Origin of the sequence: Thiorhodococcus fuscus, assembly GCF_042682685.1 — a bacterium.
In the GTDB taxonomy this organism is placed as follows: domain Bacteria; phylum Pseudomonadota; class Gammaproteobacteria; order Chromatiales; family Chromatiaceae; genus Imhoffiella; species Imhoffiella fuscus.
On the sequence record NZ_JBHUHX010000002.1, the window covers coordinates 53,041 to 72,386 of the forward strand.

Below are 19,346 nucleotides of genomic sequence, written 5' to 3' on the forward strand. Positions count from 1 at the left end.
CATGCCGCCCGAGGAACATCCCTGTTCCTGCGCGACGGCTGTCATGCAATACCTCAGTGGCTGGCGGCGCCCTCCGCGCCGATGCCGGTTTCGCAGCGGATCTTCTGGGCGTCGAAGGCGCCCCGATCCAGCTTGGCTCGCTCCGAGTTGTCCAAGAGCGAGACCAGCCAGATGAAGAAGAAGGCCAGCGGCATGGAGATGATCGCCGGGTTGTTCAGGCCGATCAGGCCAACCGCGATCTCCTTGCCGTCGACCATGGCCGTGTGCCCCAGTACGTCGCCCCAGACCGCCTTCGACAGGATGGTCAGCACCACGGCGCTGATCAGACCCACGAGTCCGCCGACGACCGCTCCGCGAGTGGTCATCTTGCCCCAGAAGATCGAGGTGATGAGGACCGGGAAGTTGGCGCTTGCCGCGATGGCGAAGGCCAGACCTACCATGAAGGCCACGTTCTGGGTCTCGAAGGCGATACCCAGGCCGATGGCCACCAGACCCAGTGCGAAGGTGGCGAACTTGGAGACGCGGATCTCGGTGGCCTCGTTGCTGCGTCCGCGTGCGATGACGCTGGCGTAGAGGTCGTGCGAGATGGCGGAGGCGCCCGCCAGGGTCAGACCGGAGACCACCGCGAGGATGGTGGCGAAGGCGACGGCCGAGATGAAGCCGAGGAAGAGGTTGCCGCCGACGGCCTCGGCCAAGCGGATAGCGACCATGTTGGTGCCGCCGCTGACGCCCTTGACGTCGACGATCGAGCCATCGACCAGCGCGCCTGGCTTGAAGAACTCGGGGTGCTGGGTCAGCAGCACGATGGCCGCGAAGCCGATGATGAAGGTCAGGATGTAGAAATAGCCGATGAAGCCGGTGGCATAGAAGACCGATTTACGCGCCTCCTTGGCATCCGGCACGGTGAAGAACCGCATCAGGATGTGCGGCAGACCGGCGGTACCGAACATGAGCGCAAGCCCCAATGAGATGGCGTTGAGCGGGTCCGTGACCAGGGTGCCTGGACCCATGATGGCATCCCCCTTGGGATGGACGGCGACGGCCTGACGGAACATCTCTTCGGGCGAGAATCCGAAATAGGCCAGGGAGGCGATGGCCATGAAGGTCGCGCCTGCCAGCAGCAGCAGCGCCTTGATGATCTGCACCCAAGTGGTGGCGGTCATGCCGCCGAAGATGACATAGACCATCATGAGCACGCCGACTGCGACCACGGCGATCCAATACTCCAGACCGAACAGCAGCTGAATCAGCTTGCCGGCACCGACCATTTGGGCGATCAGGTAGAAGGCGACCACGACCAACGAGGAGATGGCCGCCATGCTGCGGATCGGGGTCTGTCCGAAGCGGTAGGAGCTGACGTCGGCGAAGGTGAACTTGCCCAGATTGCGGATCTGTTCGGCGATCAGGAACATGATCACCGGCCAGCCGACCAGGAAGCCGATGGAGTAGATGAGACCGTCGTAGCCGGACGCGAACACCAGGCCGGAGATGCCCAGGAAGGAGGCGGCGGACATGAAGTCGCCCGCGATGGCGAGACCGTTCTGGAAACCGGTGATGCCGCCGCCGGCGGTGTAGAAGTCCTTGGCGGAACGGGTGCGCTTGGCCGCCCAGTAGGTGATGCCGAGCGTGCCGGCGACGAATACCAGGAACATGCCGATGGCGGTGTAGTTAGTCGCCTGTCGCTCGACCTCGCCGGTCATGGCCGGCGCGGCCACGAGCACGAAGGGCGTCAGCAGCGCCAGCAGCGCGCCCCAGAGTGCGAAACGTTTCATTGCATGTCCTCCCGGATCTCTTTGGTCAGGGCATCGAAGCGGCCGTTGGCCCGGGCCACGTAGATTCCGGTGAGGGCGAAGGCGGAGAGGATGATGATGATGCCGACGGGGATTCCGATCGTGGTCGTCGCCCCTGCCGCGATCGGCGTGCCCAGCCAGGAGGGCACGAAGGCGATGACCAAGATGAAGCCGTAGTAGATGGCCAGGATGATGAACGTCAGGTTCCAGGCGAAACACTTGCGTGAGCACACCAGTTCCTGATAGCGCGGATGCGCCTTGATGGCGTCGACCGATTCTTGTTGCATGGGCTTCCTACTTTTGCGTTGGAATTGTTATGTGAGAGTCGGGCAGCACGGATCGGCCTCTAGAGTGCGGAGGCTGGTACGGGATTTCCCGTTGGTCGGAACGCGCGCAAAATGCTACCCGCCTGCTCGTTGGGCGAGCGCGGTGCCTCTCGTTATTGCTTTAGTGATGTGTGCGCGCGAGTTGGGGCGCGCCGATTCTGTTGGTCTGGGATGACAATCGTCAATCAAAGGATGATTGAATATATCAATCCCTTGGATTGGCGAGGTCCTGAGGCGGGGGGCGCGGACTGCTCTCCGCGCCCCTTCGGTGGGATGAGGGTGTCAGACTCGAACGCCGGCCGCCGGGCTGTAGCTGTCGAGTACGTTGAGATAATTGGCGCGTTCGAACTCCGCTGGATTGGGGACCGAGAGCGCGCTCACGCGTCCACGGAAATCCTCGACCGACTCGAATCCCTGCTCTTGCATCCAGTCCGAGATGTCGGCAAGCAGCAGTGCGACATAGCTCGGACCCTTGTCGAGCAGGGCGCTGCAGACGTGTACGACGTCGGCTCCGGCGAGCAGCAGCTTGATGGCATCCTCGGCGGTATGGATGCCGCCCGTGGCACCCAACGAAAGGCCCTCGATGCGGCCGTGGAGGAGGGCGATCCAGCGCATGGCGAGCAGCGATTCGGCCGAGGTCGAGGGCGTGAGTCTGGCCTGTAGTCTGAGGCGGCCGATGTCGATGTCGGGTTGGTAGAAGCGGTTGAAGAGTGAGACGCCATTGGCGCCTGCGGCTGCGAGTCGCGTGACGAAATTGCCGACCGCGCTGAAGGCCGGTGAGAGCTTCATGTTGATCGGGATGGAGATCTGGCCCCGCAGTTCGCGCAGCAGCTTGAGATAGAGCTCCTCGACCTCCGTCCCGGTCCGATCCAATTGGGCCGCGACGTAGTAGACGTTGAGTTCGAGCGCGTCGGCTCCGGCCTGCTCCAGCTCGATCGCATGCTTGATCCACCCGCTGTCGGTGACCCCGTTGAGACTGGCGATGACAGGGATGTCGAGCGTCTCTTTGAGCATGCGGATCTGATTCAGATAGCGTTCGAGCCCGTTCTCGAAATCCTGATGGTCGGGCAGGAACCCCGTCGTGCTCTCGGCGAATCCCGTGTCCTGTTGGTGCAGGAAACGCACCATCGATTCGGACTCGGCCGTGATGGCTTCCTCGAACAGTGAATACATGATGATGGCGGCCGCGCCGCTGTCTTCGAGTTCGCGCGCGATGTCGAGACTCTTGGTCAGCGGGGAGGCCGAGGGAACCAGCGGGTTCTTGAGTTCCAGTCCGAGGTAGTGGGTCGTGAGGTTCATGGTCGGAAACGCCTCGTTTACGAAACGGTGGGGGCAATGACGGATCCCTGGCGCGGGATCCGTCTTCGGTCGTCGGGCCTACTCGCTCGACGGTGCCTTCTGGACCGCCAGATGGGCCAGCTGTTCGTAGAGATCGAACCGCGTTTTCACATGCGTCTGAGCGAGCTGCAGGAAGCGTTCCGCAGCCTCAGGGTGGGTGCGGTTCAGCAGGCTGAAACGGGTCTCGGAGTTCATGAAGTCCCGATAGGGGATGCTCGGCGGCTTGGAGTCGATCAGGAGCGGATTCTCTCCTCGGGCGGCTCGGCGCGGGTCGTAGCGGAACAGCGCCCAGTGGCCCGCATTGACGGCCATGTCCTGCTGGCGCAGGTTGTTGGACAGATCGACGCCATGCGCGATACAGGGCGAGTAGCAGATGATGACCGAGGGGCCGTCGTAGGATTCGGCCTCCATGAAGGCGCGCACGGTCTGTACGTCCTTTGCGCCGAAGGCGACCTGGGCGACGTAGACGTTCTCGTAGGCCATGGCCATCATCGCCAGGTCCTTCTTGAAGGTCGGCTTGCCGCCGGCCGCGAACTTGGCGACCGCGCCCATCGGCGTCGCCTTGGAGTTCTGTCCGCCGGTGTTGGAATAGACCTCGGTGTCCAGGATCAGCAGATTGACGTTGCGTCCGCTGGCCAGGACATGGTCGACGCCGCCGTAGCCGATGTCGTAGGCCCAGCCGTCACCGCCGATGATCCAGACGCTGCGTCGGACCAGCTGGTCGCAGATGCTCTCCAGCGTGCGTGCCTCCGGGCTCTCGATTCCCGCCAGACATTCGCGTAGCGCGATAACCCGTTCACGCTGCTCGTGGAGACCCGTTTCGCTCGATTGGTCGGCGCTCAGCAGGGCCTCGGTCAACTCCGTCCCGATCCGGTCTGCCAAGCGGGCGACCAGTTCGCGGGCTTGGGTGCTCTGCTTGTCGACCGCGAGGCGCAGTCCCAGGCCGAATTCGGCGTTGTCCTCGAACAGCGAGTTGTTCCAGCTCGGTCCGCGACCCTCTGCGTTGGTGGTGTAGGGCGTGGTCGGCAGGTTGCCGCCATAGATGGACGAGCAGCCGGTGGCGTTGGCGACCAGCATGCGGTCGCCGAACAGCTGGGTGGCGAGCTTGATGTAGGGTGTCTCGCCGCAGCCGACGCAGGCGCCGGAGAACTCGAACAGCGGCTGCATCATCATGGCGTGCTTGATCTTGGAGGCATCCAGCCGGGTGCGGTCGTACTCGGGCAGGCCGAGGAAGAAGTCCCAGTTGGCCTTTTCCTGAGCGTGGACGAGTTCGGCATCGACCATGTCGAGCGCCTTGTGCTCGGGATTTTTGCGGTCGCGGATCGGGCAGACCTCCACGCAAAGTCCGCATCCGGTGCAGTCCTCGGGCGCGATCTGATAGGTGACCTGATAGCCCTCGGGGAAGTCCTTGCCCTTGATGGTGGCGTGCAGGAATCCCTCGGGAGCCTGGTCGACGCGTTCGCCCGGATAGACCTTGGCGCGGATCGCGGCGTGCGGACAGACAAGCGGACATTTGCCGCATTGGGTGCAGAGATCCTGGTCCCACTTGGGCAGCTTCAGCGCCAGGTTGCGTTTCTCGAAGCGGGTCGTTCCGGTCGGCCAGGTGCCGTCGGCCGGCATGAGGCTGACCGGAAGCTGGTTGCCGTTCCCGGCGAGCAGCGGGGCCGTCACCTGGCGCACGAAGTCCGGCGCGTCGTCCGGGACCACGGGCGGGCGATCGAAGGTACTCGATACCTCGGCGGGAATCTCGACCTGGTGCAGGCCGGCCAGCGTCGCGTCGATGGCCAGGTAGTTGCGGTCCAGCAGGCGCTGGCCCTTTTTGCCGTAGGTCTTCTTGACCGCCTCCTTGATGTGGGCGATCGCCTCGTCCTTGGGCAGGATCCCGGAGATGGCAAAGAAGCAGGTCTGCATGATGGTGTTGATGCGTCGCCCCATCCCAGTCTCGGCGGCGATGCCGTAGGCGTCGATGACATAGAAGGTCAGTGCCTTGTCGAGCATGATCTGCTGCATTCTGCGCGGCAGATCGTTCCAGACCTGATCGGGAGGGGTGTGCGAGTTGAGCAGGAAGACGCCACCCTTGCGCGCCTTGTCGAGCATCTCGTAGCGGGTCAGGAAGGTGGGCTGATGACAGGCCACGAAGCTCGCCTCGTCGTCACCGATCAGGTAGGTGCTATTGATGGGGTGCGGGCCGAAGCGCAGATGGCTGATCGTGACGGCTCCGGCCTTCTTGGAGTCGTACTCGAAATAGCCTTGGCCGAAATTGGGGGTCTCCTCGGCGATGATCTTGATCGAGTTCTTGTTGGCCGAGACGGTTCCATCGGACCCGAGACCATAGAAGACGCAGGCGGTGACGTTCTGGATGGCGCTCGACTTGAAGTGCGGATCCCACTCCAGGCTGCTGTGGCCGACGTCGTCGATGATACCGACGGTGAAATGGTTCTTCGGGGCCGGCTTGGCGAGCTCGTCGAAGACGCCCTTGACCATGGCCGGGGTGAACTCCTTGGAGGACAGACCATAGCGACCGCCGAGAACGCGTGGCATGCGGTCGATCCGTCCCTCGCCGTGGGCCTGGGCCAGAGCGGTCAGGATGTCCTTGTAGAGCGGTTCGCCATCGGCGCCGGGCTCCTTGGTGCGGTCGAGCACGGCAATGCGCTTGGCCGTGTCGGGCAGGACGGCGATCAATCGGGTTGGGTCGAATGGGCGGAATAGACGGACCTTGATGAGTCCGACCTTCTCGCCCTGCGCGACCAGATGGTCCACCGTTTCCTCGGCAGCGCCGATCCCTGAGCCCATGAGCGCGACCACCCGTTCGGCATCGGGCGCACCTACGTATTCGAAGAGCCCGTACTGGCGTCCGGTGAGGGCGGCGAAGCGGTCCATGACGCCCTGCACGATGTCCGGCGTCGCTGCGTAATAGGGGTTGACCGTCTCGCGGCCCTGGAAATAGACGTCTGGATTCTGCGAGGTCCCGCGCAGCTTGGGACGATCCGGATTCAGCGCCCGCTCGCGGCAGGCTGCGACCAGATCTTCGTCGATCATGGCGCGAATGGTTTCGACCGGCAGCTTCTCGATCTTGGCGACCTCATGCGAGGTGCGGAAGCCGTCGAAGAAATGCAGGAAGGGGACCCGGCTTTCCAGCGTCGACGCCTGGGAGATGAGGGCGAAGTCCATGACCTCCTGCACCGAGGCGGACGAGAGCATGGCGTATCCGGTCGCTCGGCAGGCCATGACGTCCGAGTGATCGCCGAAGATCGACAGGGCCTGAGCTGCAAGGGAGCGCGCCGACACGTGGAAGACCGTCGGCGAGAGTTCGCCCGCGATCTTGTACATGTTCGGGATCATCAGCAGCAGACCTTGCGAGGCCGTGAAGGTGGTGGCCAGCGATCCTCCCTGCAGGGCGCCGTGGATGGCGCCGGCGGCACCGGCCTCGCTCTGCATCTCGACGACATCGGGGATCGTGCCCCATAGATTCGTGATTCCCTGGGCGGACCAGTCGTCCGCCCACTCGCCCATGTTCGAGGAGGGCGTGATGGGGTAGATGGCGATGACCTCGTTGGTCATATGGGCGACGTAGGCGGCGGCTTCGTTACCGTCGAGTGTGACCATGCTCTTGTGCGACATCGAACTATCCGAAAGGTGTGTGGAAAGGGGATGACCGCGACGCGGCATTTGCAGCATTGGACTCCGAATCCGTCGAATCGGGTCGGTTGGGTGGGCTGTCGGCATCTCGATGCCGTTCAGCCGTTTCAAGTGTTCCGGATTCCAATAATGGGGAACTATAGCCCGAAAGCCTAGGCCATTGTCGGCGTTCCGAGAGTCCCTTTTCGATCAAACGGCCGTGACATGATCCCCGTCATCTGCCTATAGTGCGGCGCCTTGCGTCCCGAGATCGGCGTTCGGACGCGGGATGAGCAGCTTTGGTGGAGAATGCCATGTTGACCTTCAGACCCATGTGCGACGATGACCTTGGCCAGGTTCTCGGGGTGGAGCGCGCGTCCTACGAATTCCCCTGGACCATCGAAACATTTCGGGATTGTCTGCGGGTCGAGTATTCCTGCTGGGTTGGCGAGGTCGGCTCCGAGATCGTGGCGCATGGGATCATGTCGGTTGCGGTCGGCGAATGTCACGTCTTCAATCTGTGCGTCCATCCGCAGCATCAGCAGCGCGGCTACGGTCGAGAGATGCTGAACCATCTCATGGGGCTGGCGGTCGGTCAGGGCGCCGAAACCGCGTTTTTGGAGGTGAGGGCATCCAACGTCGGCGCCAAGGCGCTTTACGCCTCCGAGGGATTCTGCGAGATCGGTCTGCGCCGTCGTTACTATCCGGCGCGCCAGGGGCGCGAGGATGCGACCGTGCTCGCGCGTCAGTTGATTGGGCTGGATAGCGGGCAGCAGGTCGCCTGAGGTTCGGTGAGCATGCGTGCGGGCCGTGCCTGAGTCGCGGGGATTGGATATAATCCGACGATTTACCAGCGTAATCGTATCTCCATCCCTGTCCTATGAGCGAGCTCCAAGAGCAACTCCGCAAGCGCCGTACCTTTGCCATCATCTCGCACCCCGACGCGGGTAAGACCACTCTGACCGAGAAGCTGTTGCTGTTCGGCGGCGCCATTCAGCTCGCCGGAACGGTCAAGGGCCGCAAGGCGGCCAGACACGCCACCTCTGACTGGATGGAGCTGGAGAAGGAGCGCGGCATCTCCGTGACCTCGTCGGTCATGCAGTTCCCCTATGGCGACGCCATCGTCAATCTGCTCGACACCCCCGGCCACGAAGACTTCTCCGAGGACACCTATCGGACCCTGACGGCGGTCGATTCGGCGCTGATGGTGATCGACGTCGCCAAGGGCGTCGAGGAACGGACCATCAAACTGATGGACGTCTGCCGGCTGCGCGACACCCCGATTCTGACCTTCGTCAACAAGCTCGACCGCGAGGGACGGGATGCCATCGAGATCCTCGACGAGGTCGAGGAGGTGCTCAAGATCCAATGCACGCCGCTGACCTGGCCGATCGGCATGGGTAAGCGGTTCAAGGGGGTCTACGATCTGCGTTCGGGCAAGACGCATCTCTTCAGCGCCCAGCATGGCGGCAAGATCGCCGAGGGCGAGATCATCGAGGGAATCGATAATCCGCGTATGGACGAGGTGCTGGGCGATCAGGCCCAGGAGTTGCGCGAAGAGATGGAACTGGTCCAGGGCGCCAGCCATGAGTTGGACATGGATGCCTATTTGGCCGGCAAGCAGACCCCGGTTTTCTTCGGTTCGGCGATCAACAATTTCGGCGTGCGCGAACTGTTGGATGCCTTCGTGCAATATGCTCCGCCGCCACGTCCGCGCTCGACCCAGCAGCGCGCGGTTTCGCCCGGCGAGGAGGCATTCACCGGTTTCGTGTTCAAGATCCAGGCGAACATGGATCCGGCGCATCGCGACCGGGTCGCCTTCATGCGGGTCTGCTCGGGGAGCTATAAGAAGGGCATGAAGATGCGCCACGTGCGTACCGGAAAGGCCATTCAGGTCGCCAACGCCATCACCTTTCAGGCCGACGAGCGCCGTCATGTCGAGGAGGCATGGCCGGGCGACATTATCGGTTTGCACAACCACGGCACCATTCAGATCGGCGATACCTTCAGCGAAGGCGAGGCGCTCAAATATGAGGGCATTCCCTATTTCGCGCCCGAACTGTTCCGCCGTGTCGTGCTCAAGGATCCGCTACGGATGAAGGCGTTGCAGAAAGGGGTGTTGCAGCTCTCCGAGGAGGGGGCGACTCAATCCTTCCGTCCGCTCAAGAATAACGAGCTCATCCTGGGCGCGGTGGGCGTACTACAGTTCGATGTGGCGGCCTATCGCCTCAAAGACGAGTATGGTGTTGATGCCATCGTCGAGGCGGTCAGCGTCAAGACCGCCCGCTGGATCGAGTGCGACGATTCCAAGATGCTCGAACGCTTCAGGGAGAAGAATTACGAACATCTCGCCCTGGATGGCGACGATCAGCTGGTGTATCTGGCCCCGACCATGGTCAACCTCAACCTGGCTCAGGAGCGCTGGCCGGACGTTCGTTTCCTGGCCACGCGAGAGCTCTGATTTCAGGCGGGCTCCTCGACCCGCAAAGCGCACAAAAACGCCAATGATCCAAGGGGTTTGCGTGCGCCTCTGCGGTTCCGATTGCTGGATTCGGGTTAACTCACCAACGGAGCAAGAGAATGGAAACCGAAGCAGTGGCAGATCTCATTCGCGCCGGCATCCCGGGCGCCGACGTGCGTGTGAGCGGTGACGACGGCGGTCATTTCGAAGCCATCATCGTCAGCGAGATCTTCGAAGGTATGGCCCCGATCAAGCGCGAGCGCTTGGTGATGGAGGCTGTGCGCGAACAGGTCGCGAGCGGCGAGCTGCATGCGTTGTCCGTCAAGGCGCGCACTCCGGCTCAGCAGGCCGCGATTGGGGGCTGAGCTGTCGGCGCATGATTCATGCGGTGTGCCTTTTGATTCGGTGCGCCAGGTCCGAATCGGCAAATAAAAAAGCCCCCGCGATGGCGGGGGCTTTATTTTTTACTGAGTTGATGTCTCCGATGAGCGCGGGCGCTCGTCAGACACCGCCGATGGCGACTGGCGGCTGCTTGGTGCTGCCTGCGCCCTTTTCCGTGCCGCCCCCTGCTGTGGGGGTGCTCGGGCGACCAGGGTCATCCTCGGGCTCGCGCATCGGGCGGCCTTCCATGATGTCGTCGATCTGATCCTTGCTGATGGTCTCGTATTTCAGCAGGGCGCCCGCCATGGTGTGCAGCTTTTCCAGGTTCTCTTCGAGCAACTGTCTGGATCGCTTGTAGTTGCGGTCGATGATGGCGCGCACCTCCTTGTCGATCGCCTGAGCGGTTTCGGGCGAGATCTGGCGCTGCTGCGTGACGGATCGGCCGAGGAAGACCTCGCCTTCGTCTTCGGCATAGGCCAAGGGGCCGAGTTCGTCGGACAGTCCGAATCGGGTGACCATGTTGCGCGAGATGTCGGTCGCGCGTTCGATATCGTTCGAGGCGCCGGTCGTGACCTGCTCGGGTCCGAAGATCATCTCCTCTGCGATGCGGCCGCCGAACAGGCTGGAGATCTGACTCTCCAGCTGGCGCTTGCTCATGCTGTAGCGATCCCGTTCCGGAAGGAAGAGGGTGACGCCCAGCGCCCGTCCGCGCGGAATGATGCTGACCTTGTGGACCGGGTCGTGCTCGGGCACCAGCCTTCCGACGATAGCGTGTCCGGCCTCGTGATAGGCGGTGAGCTTCTTCTCGTTCTCGGACATGACGATGCTGCGGCGCTCGGCGCCCATCATGATCTTGTCCTTGGCCTTCTCGAACATGTCCATCGAGACCTCGGTGTTTCCGGCGCGCGCGGCGAAGAGCGCGGCCTCGTTCACCAGGTTGGCGAGATCGGCGCCGGAGAATCCGGGCGTTCCGCGTGCGATGGTGCGTGCGTCGACGTCGTCGGCGATCGGCACCTTGCGCATGTGGACCTCTAGAATAGCGGCGCGTCCGGCCAGATCGGGCAGGCCGACGACGACCTGGCGGTCGAAGCGTCCAGGACGCAGCAGGGCGGGGTCGAGCACGTCGGCGCGGTTGGTCGCCGCGATCACGATGATGCCTTCGTTGCCCGCGAAGCCGTCCATCTCGACCAGCAACTGGTTGAGGGTCTGCTCGCGCTCGTCGTGTCCGCCGCCGAGGCCAGCCCCGCGCTTGCGGCCGACCGCGTCGATCTCGTCGATGAAGATGATGCAGGGCGCGCTCTTCTTGGCCTGCTCGAACAGATCGCGCACGCGAGAGGCGCCGACGCCGACGAACATCTCGACGAAGTCAGAACCGGAGATGCTGAAGAACGGCACCTTGGCTTCGCCGGCGATGGCGCGTGCGAGCAGTGTCTTACCCGTTCCGGGCGGCCCCACCATGAGCACGCCGCGCGGGATGCGTCCGCCGAGGTTGGAAAATTTCTGTGGGTTCTTGAGGAAGTCGACCAATTCGCCGACCTCTTCCTTGGCCTCTTCGACACCGGCGACGTCGCGCAGCGTGACCTTCACTTCGCCTTCGGCATGCTGGCGCGCGCGGCTCTTGCCGAAATTGAAGATACCCCCGGAGCCTCCTCCGCCCGAGTTGCGGCGCATGAACCAGATCCAGACGCCGGCCAGTACCAGGAAGGGCAGCCAGGCGGAGAGCAGCTGTACGAAGATGCTCGGCTTTTCCGGTGGTTGAGCGCGAATGGTTACAGCGTTCTTCAGCAGATCGCCGACCAGGCCCGGATCGCCCGGATCATAGGTTTCGAAGCGCGATCCGTCGTTGCGAACACCCTTGACCTGTTGGTCCTGGATGGTCACTTCCCTGATCGAGCCGTCGGAGAGCTCTTGTAGGAACTGGCTGTAGCTCAGGTTGTGCGCCTCGATGTGATCGCTCGAGGTCAGGCTGTTGAGCGACATCACCAGCCAGAAGGTGACGGCGATCCAAAGCAGGATATTCAGGTTCTTCGCATTCATTCTTAGGGCTATCCTCGTTGACCTGATGCGCAATAGGGTGGTATTGGACGATTCCATACCGCTCTAGTGGGTATATCAGGGCGGGGTATCGAAATCCAACAGGGCCAGGCGCTCGGCCCTGAGTTGATCGGAGCTTATCAGGTTTGCGGACGGATTGGACTCTAGGTTTGGCTGCCTTGTTCCTGGTTTTTTGGGTTCTTTTGGCGATCTGTGCGCCGCTGCTCGGTCTGGACCCGGATCGGGTGGATTTGACTGCCATCCTGGCGCCTCCTGGCACCTTCTCTCTGTTGGGTAACGACGACCTGGGTCGACCGGTGCTCGATCGTCTGCTGGCCGGGGCTCGGACCTCGCTGTTGGTAGGGTTCGGCGTGGTCGCGGTAAGTGCCTCTTTGGGAACTCTGGTCGGTGCCTTTTCGGGATTCGTCGGTGGTTGGCTGGATCTCGTCGTGGCCCGAATCCTGGATCTCTTCATGGCCTTTCCCGGCATCCTGCTCGCGATCGCGCTGGCCGGGGTCATGGGGCCGGGGATCGACAACGTCATCTTCGCCCTGGTCGTCGTTGGCTGGGTCGGTTACGCGCGCTTGGCAAGGGCTCAGGTGCTCGCCCTGGTTCATCGCGATCATGTGACGGCGGCGCGTGCGCTCGGTCGGTCGAGCTGGGCGATCCTGCTGCGGCACCTGATTCCACTGACGATCGCGCCGCTCATGGTGGAGGCGACCTTCGCCATCTCCGGCGTCGTCATCGCCGAGGCGAGCCTGTCTTTTCTCGGGCTTGGGGTGCAGCCCCCGGACGCATCCTGGGGAAATATGGTGCGCGACGGCGTCTCCTATCTGCTCGTCGCGCCGCATCTGGTGGTTGCCCCGGGTTTGGCGATCCTGTTCGTTGTCCTTTCGGTGAACCTTTTCGGGGATGCGCTGCGAGATCGGCTGGACGTGCGCTCGCGACATGTCTGACCCTGTGGTAAAAGTGGGTCGTATGAATCGTCGGTCTATCTGTGTCTTCATGTTGCTAGTTTCGGTGTCTGTTTCGCCCTTTCCGTCCGCTTCATTCCCTTTAACCGGGAGGCTTTGAGATGTCGCTCGGTCCCATCATGGTCGATCTGGCCGGAACTCGACTGTCCGAGGAGGACCGCGAGCTCCTGCGGCATACCTCGGTTGGCGGTGTCATCCTCTTCTCGCGCAACTACGAATCGCCCGCTCAGCTCGCCGAGCTGACTGCGGCCATTCATGCGCTTCGTGACCCTCGATTGCTGATCGGCGTCGATCAGGAAGGCGGGCGCGTGCAGCGGTTTCGCGAGGGCTTCACGCGCCTGCCGCCTGCGGGGCGTTTCGGGCGGTTCTATGCGACCGATCCCGCGAAGGCTCGCAGGGCCTGCGAAGCGATTGGCTGGTTGATGGCTGCCGAGCTGCGTTCGCTCGGGGTGGATTTCAGCTTTGCCCCGGTGCTGGACCTGGATCGTCAGATCAGCCAAGTCATTGGCGATCGCGGTTTCGGGGCGCATGAGCAGCAGGTGTCGGAATTGACGGCGGCCTGGGTCGAGGGCGTCCGGCAGGCGGGGATGGCGGCGGTCGGCAAGCATTTTCCTGGGCACGGCGGCGTGATCGCGGATTCCCACCTGGAGCTGCCAACGGACGAGCGGACCTTCGCCGACCTTGAGATGGAGGATCTGGTGCCCTTCCAGCGTCTGATCGACCGGGGGCTGGAGGCGATCATGCCGGCGCATGTGGTCTATCCGCGAATCGCGCCAGAGCCCGCCGGTTTTTCGGCGCGCTGGCTGAAGGATATCCTGCGCGAGCGAATGGGGTTCCAAGGCGTCATCTTCAGCGATGACCTCAACATGGCCGCAGCGGGTGCGGGCGGCGATTATCCTGAGCGAGCACAGGCTGCAGCCGAGGCGGGTTGCGATATGCTGCTCATCTGCAACAATCGCCCGGCCGCGCAGGATATCGTCGAGTCTTTTGGGGATCGACGGGATCCGGCCTCGCATCTGCGTCTGCTGCGCATGCATGGACGTGGTCGGTTGGATGCGGCGCAATTACACGAACAGCCCGAATGGCAGCGCGCGCTGCGCCATGTCGCCGAATTGGAGGAGCTCGAGACGCTCCCGCTCGGGTTGACTGACCCTACAGATCCGGAGAACGCTGGATGAAGCTCGATTCGAAAGACTATGACGCCGTTGCCGGCCGCGCCGAATGCCTGGTGAGCGCGCAGGAGATGGATGCGGCGCTCGATCGCATGGCCGAGGAACTCGCTGAGCGTTTGGCGGGAAAGGATCCGCTGGTGCTCTGCGTCATGACCGGGGCGGTGATCGTGGCGGGACTTTTGCTGCCACGGCTCAACTTTCAGCTTCGCCTCGATTACATCCACGCCAGCCGCTATCAGGGCGCCACCAGTGGCGGGGAGCTCGCCTGGCGTTATCGTCCGTCAGAGGCGATTCGCGGCGAGCACGTGCTGGTACTCGACGACATTCTCGACGAGGGGATCACCGTCGATCAGGTCATTCGTGCCTGTCATGAGGATGGCGCGGCTAGCGTGCATTCGGCGGTTTTGGTCGAGAAGATCCGGCCGCACCGGTGTAGCGTGGATGTTGTCGGGGTTCGGGTTCCCGATCGTTATCTTTATGGGTATGGTCTCGATTACAAGAATTATTTCCGCAATGCCTCGGGCATCTATGCGGTCGCCGATCAGGATGTGTGAGGTCATTCGGTCTGTCTGGGTGTTCTGTAAAATTCCAATATAATTAATGGCTTTTTGACTATCTGGTGCAATTGAGCTACATCCTCCGGGGAGGGCTGCTGAGCCGACGGTTGGCCTAGCGCCCCGTCCGATCTGTCGCCGACGCTTGAGTCCGTCGGTGGCGGGCGTGCGGTCCCTTAGATAATTATTGTTCCGCTTTTGGAGGAGGACGCCCGATGACGACACTGGATGCCTATCGCAATACACATATTGAGCTGCGTCAGATGATCGAGGATCTCAATGCGATCATGACGCCTGAGATGTTGAGGATCCGCCCGAACGCCAAGACGGCCTATGAACTCCTGTGCGATCTCGGAACGAAGGTTAGCGCGCATCTTTCTGACGAGGATCGTACTCTCTACCCTCGGTTGCTGATCCACGAGGATGCGAGGGTCAAGTCTATCGCCTGGGGTTTCATCAGCGGCGAAAAACCCCTGCGCAAGGTGTTCGACGATTATCACAAGCGCTGGCTGAGGAATTGCGATTTCAATTTCTCCGAGGATTTCCTGGCCGAAACGCGAGAGATCTTCGAGATGGTCGCCAGGCGGATCGAGCGAGAGGAGTCGGTGTTGTTGCCGAAATTAGTCGAGATCGGGCTGTTTCAGGACTCCGGGCGGGCTAGGTCGCTCGGTCGTTGATCGGGGGCATTCGGCTCTAATCGTCTCCCGGCGCCGTTCGCGGCGCGGGTTTGGCATCCCATGCGCTCTCCGGTAGACTGCGTCGTCTTTATCGGTTGTGGTGGGTGCATGTCTCTTCTGGCTATCATCGGCGGCTCCGGATTCTCCGGGCTGTCTTCTCTGGCGGTTCTGGATGCTCAATCGGTGGAGACGCCGTTTGGCGAGACCTCCGCTCCCGTAACGCGCGGTCGCCTTGGGGATTCGGCGGTTCTGTTTTTGCCCCGGCATGGGGCTGCCCACCACCTTCCGCCGCATCGGATCAACTATCGCGCGAATCTCTGGGCGCTACGCGAGTGTGGAGCCGAGCGCGTGGTGGCCTTGGCCGCCGTTGGCGGGATCACCGAGCGATTCGGTCCGGCGGCGTTGGCCGTCCCGGATCAGATCATCGACTATACCTACGGTCGTGAGCATACGCTCTACGACGGGATGGCCGATGGCGTCGAGCATATCGACGTGACGGAGCCATACTGTGAGGCGCTGCGACAGTCGCTGATCGATGCATGCGGTCGCGTCGGTTGCGGTATCGTTCCGGGTGGCACTTATGGTGCGACTCAGGGGCCGCGGCTGGAAACGGCCGCCGAAATAAGACGTTATGAGCGCGATGGCTGCGACATGGTCGGTATGACCGGCATGCCGGAGGCAACCCTGGCGCGTGAGTTGGGGTTGTGCTATGCAAGCTTCGCCTTCGTCGTCAACTGGGCCGCCGGTAAGAGCGGCACCGTCATTACCATGAAGGAGATCGAGGATAACGTGGCCCTGTGTTCCGAGCGGATCCTAGAGGTCTTGCTGGCGCTGACGGCTGGTCGTTGACCGGCTGGGTGGGGTCCAGGCTCGATGGGCCGCCGATGCGGTTGAGTTCATTCTTTAAGCAAGGTCTTGCGGGAGAGTATTCATCATGGCTAATGCGGACAACGCGGCCCCACGCTCATCGCTGGGATGGCTGCCGAAGCTGGTGCTCTGGGGGGTCGTCATTGCGTTCGGCTACCTCTATTTGAGTTCGATCGATCGCGAGGAGGGCAAGCCTACTGCGGCGGCTTTCATGGACTCGCTCGCGAAGTTGAGTCCGGTTCCGATCAAAGTTCTGCCTAACGATCACGAGGGCAAGGCGTCGGAGGCTGCAGAGGAGCCGAAGGTTGTCGCGACCACGGTCGTCGAGGAGCATAAGCCGGTTCGCGAAGCCGAGTCGTCGGTCTTCGCGAACTCGCTGATCAAGCAGCAGGCCCCCGCGCCGGCTGTCGCCGAGCAGCCGGCCGAACCGCCGGCGGCTCCTGCTCCCGGCTTCATGCCGCAGCCCATGCCGGTGACGCCTGCGTTTGCTGCGCCGGCTCAGGCTCAGGCTCAGGTGCCGGCTCAGGTGCCGGCTCAAGAGGCTCCGGCGGTTGCGGATGATGCGCGTCAGCAGATGCCGTCGCCGGTTCCGGCTGGCTCCTACGGCTGGGAGGCTGCCAACAAGCGGCGCGCCGAGATGATGGCGCGGTACGAGGCGATGCGTCGCGAGGCGGATGCGCGGATGCGTCAGCAATGGGAGCAGATGCGCGCCTATGCGCCTCCGGTCCCTTACGGGTATGGATACCCGGGGTATGGTCCCGCCGCCTATCCGCCAGGAGTCTACGCGCCCGCGCAATGATTCCTCGTCCGAACGGCGGAGCGCTGCGGCGCTTCGTCGCTCGGAGGTCTCGAGTCGTGTCCCCGTTTCCTGTTGCGAGCGGCTGAATGGCCGTTCGGCGGGCTTTGTTTGCGTGTTCGTGTGTTGCAGCCTGTTCTGGTGTCGGATATACTCCTCACGCTTAAGGAGGAGGCAGAGCAAGCGCTATCACACTCGCCGTCCATAAGGCCCCGTTACGGGGTTTTTTTGTCGCTCGCGAAACGCAGCCGTGGGCTCGATAAGGTCCGGGCACGGTTCAGGGGTTGGGCCGATGGCCCAATTTTTGTTTCTACGGGGCGGATCAATGCAGCCTGCAGACAGTCATCTCACCACGCTGGCGCGTGGAGTCGCCGAATCCATGGGGTTCGAGCTTGTCGGAGTGGAGTTCTTTCAGCGCGGAACTGGTGGCGCGACGCTCAGGGTCTATATTGATCACGAGCGCGGAATCACGCTCGATGATTGCACTGCGGTGAGTCATCAGTTGAGCGGCGTCCTGGATGTCGAGGACCCCCTGCCGGGGCAGTACGATCTCGAAATCTCTTCGCCAGGCCTAGACAGACCTCTGGTATTCCCGGAGCACTTCGAGCGTTTCGCTGGCTCTCGGGTGAGGGTTCGGTTGGCAGAGAAGATTGACGGACGCCGAAAACTGGATGGCCTCCTTCAAGGCTATGAAAGTGGCTTGGTCGTACTCGAGGTCGAAGACCGTCGTTGGGAGGTTCCGCTCGGGGTGATCGAATCCGCTCGTCTGGTGCCCGAATCCTGAAGCCGACGAGACTTTCTCGGGCGCTTCCGGGTCGCATGTTCTTAAGAGTTGGATAAAGGTGGAATGAGTAAAGAGATCTTACTGGTCGTTGAGGCCGTTTCCAACGAGAAGGACGTCCCCGAATCCGTGATCTTCGAGGCGATCGAGGCCGCTTTGGCTTCAGCTACGCGCAAGAAGCACGGTGGCGAGATCGAGGCTCGCGTGGTCATCGACCGCAAGACCGGGGATTATCGTACATACCGCCGTTGGGAAATCGTTCCGGACCCCGAAGAGGGGGTGCTGGAGGCGCCCTCGCGTCAAATCACTCAATCCGCCGCAGCCATCCTCGAACCGACCTTGGGGGTTGGTGATTTCGTCGAGGAGGAAATCGAATCCGAGCTGTTTGGCCGTATCGCGGCTCAGACGGCCAAGCAGGTCATCGTGCAGAAGGTGCGCGATGCCGAGCGGGCCAAGATCGTCTCTGCCTTCGCCGAGCGCAAGGGGCAGCTCGTCACGGGTATCGTCAAGAAGGCCGAGCGCGGGACTATTCTGCTCGATCTCGGTAACAATGCCGAAGCATTGGTTCCTCGCGACCATGTCATCCCTCGCGAATCCGTTCGCCCGGGCGACCGCCTGCGCGGCTATCTCTATGATGTGCGCTCGGAGTCCAAGGGTCCCCAGCTCTTCGTGAGCAGAACCGCCGCCGAACTGCTGATCGAACTGTTCAAACTCGAGGTTCCCGAGGTCGGCGAGGGTTTGATCCAAATTCTCGGTGCGGCGCGCGACCCGGGGTCGCGCGCCAAAATCGCCGTGCGGACCTCCGATCCGCGTATCGATCCGGTCGGTGCCTGTGTCGGTATGCGTGGATCGCGTGTCCAGGCGGTGTCAAACGAGCTCAACGGCGAGCGCGTCGACATCATCCTTTGGGACGAGAATCCGGCTCAGTTCGTTATCAATGCCATGTCGCCGGCCGACGTTGTCTCCATCGTGATCGACGAAGAGGCGCGCAGCATGGATGTGGCGGTAAAGGAAGAGAATCTCGCCCAGGCCATCGGGCGCTTCGGTCAGAACGTTCGGCTCGCGACTCAATTGAGTGGCTGGGAGCTCAACGTCATGAACGAGAAGGATGCTGCCGCCAAGAGCGAGCAAGAGGCCCACCGGTCCGTGCAATCCTTTATGGATCAGCTCAACATCGACGAGAATCTGGCGACCGTGCTGGTCGAGGAAGGATTCACAAGCGTCGATGAGGTGGCCTATGTACCGCTCGCAGAGATGCAGGCGATCGAAGAATTCGATGACGAGACGATCGAAACGTTGCGCGAGCGCGCAAGTGACGTCCTATTGACTCGCGCCATTGCCTCGGAGGAGGACGCCCCGCAAGCGCCGGGTGATCTTCTGTCGATGGAAGGAATGGATGCGGATCTTGTCGACGCGTTGGCAGCCCGAGGTGTCGCCACCCTGGATGACCTCGCCGAGCAGTCGGTCGATGAACTCATGGAAATTGAGGGTATGGACGAAGAGCGGGCGGCGCGCTTGATCATGAAGGCACGCGAACCCTGGTTCGTGGATGCCCCAGAGGAATAGAGGTTTAAATC

General features: G+C 62.4%; 16 protein-coding genes. 11 read left to right on the forward strand and 5 right to left on the reverse strand.

Features of this window, described 5'->3' with window-relative positions; genetic code table 11:
* Positions 1–53 precede the first annotated feature (53 nt).
* The 4 genes from ACFSJC_RS01000 to nifJ form a co-directional block, all read right to left on the reverse strand.
* The gene (locus ACFSJC_RS01000; protein WP_386021914.1) at positions 54–1,772 is read right to left on the reverse strand and encodes a cation acetate symporter; all 1,719 of its coding nucleotides are present in this window, start codon (positions 1,770–1,772) and stop codon (positions 54–56) included.
* Entirely contained in the window at positions 1,769–2,077 is a 309-nt protein-coding gene (locus ACFSJC_RS01005) for a DUF485 domain-containing protein (RefSeq protein ID WP_386021917.1), read from the reverse strand. The genes ACFSJC_RS01000 and ACFSJC_RS01005 overlap by 4 nt, the downstream gene beginning before the upstream one ends.
* 321 nt (positions 2,078–2,398) lie before the next feature.
* Entirely contained in the window at positions 2,399–3,415 is a 1,017-nt protein-coding gene (locus ACFSJC_RS01010) for a dihydroorotate dehydrogenase-like protein (RefSeq protein ID WP_386021920.1), read from the reverse strand.
* 78 nt (positions 3,416–3,493) lie between these two features.
* The gene (nifJ, locus tag ACFSJC_RS01015; protein ID WP_386021923.1) at positions 3,494–7,075 is read right to left on the reverse strand and encodes a pyruvate:ferredoxin (flavodoxin) oxidoreductase; all 3,582 of its coding nucleotides are present in this window, start codon (positions 7,073–7,075) and stop codon (positions 3,494–3,496) included.
* Between the two features lie 311 nt (positions 7,076–7,386).
* Here nifJ and rimI point away from each other — a divergent pair, with 311 nt between their 5' ends.
* The 3 genes from rimI to ACFSJC_RS01030 all read left to right on the forward strand — a co-directional run bounded on the left by rimI (position 7,387) and on the right by ACFSJC_RS01030 (position 9,898).
* The gene (gene rimI, locus ACFSJC_RS01020; RefSeq protein WP_386021926.1) at positions 7,387–7,857 is read left to right on the forward strand and encodes a ribosomal protein S18-alanine N-acetyltransferase; all 471 of its coding nucleotides are present in this window, start codon (positions 7,387–7,389) and stop codon (positions 7,855–7,857) included.
* A gap of 95 nt (positions 7,858–7,952) precedes the next feature.
* Positions 7,953–9,533, forward strand: a complete 1,581-nt coding sequence (locus tag ACFSJC_RS01025) for a peptide chain release factor 3 (protein WP_386021929.1) — start codon at positions 7,953–7,955, stop codon at positions 9,531–9,533.
* Positions 9,534–9,652: 119 nt separating this feature from the next.
* Positions 9,653–9,898: a BolA family protein gene (locus tag ACFSJC_RS01030; protein ID WP_386021932.1), complete on the forward strand. Its 246-nt coding sequence runs from the start codon at positions 9,653–9,655 to the stop codon at positions 9,896–9,898.
* A 136-nt stretch (positions 9,899–10,034) separates the two neighbouring features.
* Here the strand turns inward: ACFSJC_RS01030 and ftsH are convergent, their stop codons facing one another.
* Positions 10,035–11,951: an ATP-dependent zinc metalloprotease FtsH gene (gene ftsH / locus ACFSJC_RS01035; protein ID WP_386021935.1), complete on the reverse strand. Its 1,917-nt coding sequence runs from the start codon at positions 11,949–11,951 to the stop codon at positions 10,035–10,037.
* Between the two features lie 167 nt (positions 11,952–12,118).
* Between ftsH and ACFSJC_RS01040 the strand changes: the two genes are divergently transcribed.
* The 8 genes from ACFSJC_RS01040 to nusA all read left to right on the forward strand — a co-directional run bounded on the left by ACFSJC_RS01040 (position 12,119) and on the right by nusA (position 19,335).
* Positions 12,119–12,904: an ABC transporter permease gene (locus tag ACFSJC_RS01040; RefSeq protein ID WP_386021938.1), complete on the forward strand. Its 786-nt coding sequence runs from the start codon at positions 12,119–12,121 to the stop codon at positions 12,902–12,904.
* Positions 12,905–13,023: 119 nt separating this feature from the next.
* Entirely contained in the window at positions 13,024–14,100 is a 1,077-nt protein-coding gene (nagZ, locus tag ACFSJC_RS01045; RefSeq protein WP_386021941.1) for a beta-N-acetylhexosaminidase, read from the forward strand.
* A complete protein-coding gene (locus tag ACFSJC_RS01050; protein ID WP_386021944.1) occupies positions 14,097–14,648 on the forward strand; it encodes a hypoxanthine-guanine phosphoribosyltransferase in 552 nt (183 codons plus the stop codon). Before nagZ ends, ACFSJC_RS01050 begins: the two co-directional genes overlap by 4 nt.
* Before the next feature lie 215 nt (positions 14,649–14,863).
* On the forward strand, positions 14,864–15,325 hold the full coding sequence (locus tag ACFSJC_RS01055) for a hemerythrin domain-containing protein (RefSeq protein ID WP_386021947.1): 462 nt from the start codon (positions 14,864–14,866) through the stop codon (positions 15,323–15,325).
* A 108-nt stretch (positions 15,326–15,433) separates the two neighbouring features.
* Positions 15,434–16,174: an S-methyl-5'-thioinosine phosphorylase gene (locus ACFSJC_RS01060; RefSeq protein WP_386021950.1), complete on the forward strand. Its 741-nt coding sequence runs from the start codon at positions 15,434–15,436 to the stop codon at positions 16,172–16,174.
* 85 nt (positions 16,175–16,259) lie between these two features.
* Entirely contained in the window at positions 16,260–16,991 is a 732-nt protein-coding gene (locus ACFSJC_RS01065; RefSeq protein ID WP_386021953.1) for a hypothetical protein, read from the forward strand.
* Positions 16,992–17,313: 322 nt separating this feature from the next.
* Complete coding sequence (gene rimP / locus ACFSJC_RS01070; protein WP_386021955.1) at positions 17,314–17,772, forward strand: ribosome maturation factor RimP; 459 nt, start codon at positions 17,314–17,316, stop codon at positions 17,770–17,772.
* A gap of 63 nt (positions 17,773–17,835) precedes the next feature.
* Complete coding sequence (gene nusA, locus ACFSJC_RS01075; protein ID WP_386021958.1) at positions 17,836–19,335, forward strand: transcription termination factor NusA; 1,500 nt, start codon at positions 17,836–17,838, stop codon at positions 19,333–19,335.
* Positions 19,336–19,346 lie beyond the last annotated feature (11 nt).

Bases quoted from the DNA above. Each gene is read 5' to 3' on its own strand.
- ACFSJC_RS01000 (WP_386021914.1), bottom strand. From the start codon at position 1,772: ATGAAACGTTTCGCACTCTGGGGCGCGCTGCTGGCGCTGCTGACGCCC.
- ACFSJC_RS01005 (WP_386021917.1), bottom strand. From the start codon at position 2,077: ATGCAACAAGAATCGGTCGACGCCATCAAGGCGCATCCGCGCTATCAG.
- ACFSJC_RS01010 (WP_386021920.1), bottom strand. From the start codon at position 3,415: ATGAACCTCACGACCCACTACCTCGGACTGGAACTCAAGAACCCGCTG.
- nifJ (WP_386021923.1), bottom strand. From the start codon at position 7,075: ATGTCGCACAAGAGCATGGTCACACTCGACGGTAACGAAGCCGCCGCC.
- rimI (WP_386021926.1), top strand. From the start codon at position 7,387: ATGTTGACCTTCAGACCCATGTGCGACGATGACCTTGGCCAGGTTCTC.
- ACFSJC_RS01025 (WP_386021929.1), top strand. From the start codon at position 7,953: ATGAGCGAGCTCCAAGAGCAACTCCGCAAGCGCCGTACCTTTGCCATC.
- ACFSJC_RS01030 (WP_386021932.1), top strand. From the start codon at position 9,653: ATGGAAACCGAAGCAGTGGCAGATCTCATTCGCGCCGGCATCCCGGGC.
- ftsH (WP_386021935.1), bottom strand. From the start codon at position 11,951: ATGAATGCGAAGAACCTGAATATCCTGCTTTGGATCGCCGTCACCTTC.
- nagZ (WP_386021941.1), top strand. From the start codon at position 13,024: ATGTCGCTCGGTCCCATCATGGTCGATCTGGCCGGAACTCGACTGTCC.
- ACFSJC_RS01050 (WP_386021944.1), top strand. From the start codon at position 14,097: ATGAAGCTCGATTCGAAAGACTATGACGCCGTTGCCGGCCGCGCCGAA.
- ACFSJC_RS01055 (WP_386021947.1), top strand. From the start codon at position 14,864: ATGACGACACTGGATGCCTATCGCAATACACATATTGAGCTGCGTCAG.
- ACFSJC_RS01060 (WP_386021950.1), top strand. From the start codon at position 15,434: ATGTCTCTTCTGGCTATCATCGGCGGCTCCGGATTCTCCGGGCTGTCT.
- ACFSJC_RS01065 (WP_386021953.1), top strand. From the start codon at position 16,260: ATGGCTAATGCGGACAACGCGGCCCCACGCTCATCGCTGGGATGGCTG.
- rimP (WP_386021955.1), top strand. From the start codon at position 17,314: ATGCAGCCTGCAGACAGTCATCTCACCACGCTGGCGCGTGGAGTCGCC.
- nusA (WP_386021958.1), top strand. From the start codon at position 17,836: ATGAGTAAAGAGATCTTACTGGTCGTTGAGGCCGTTTCCAACGAGAAG.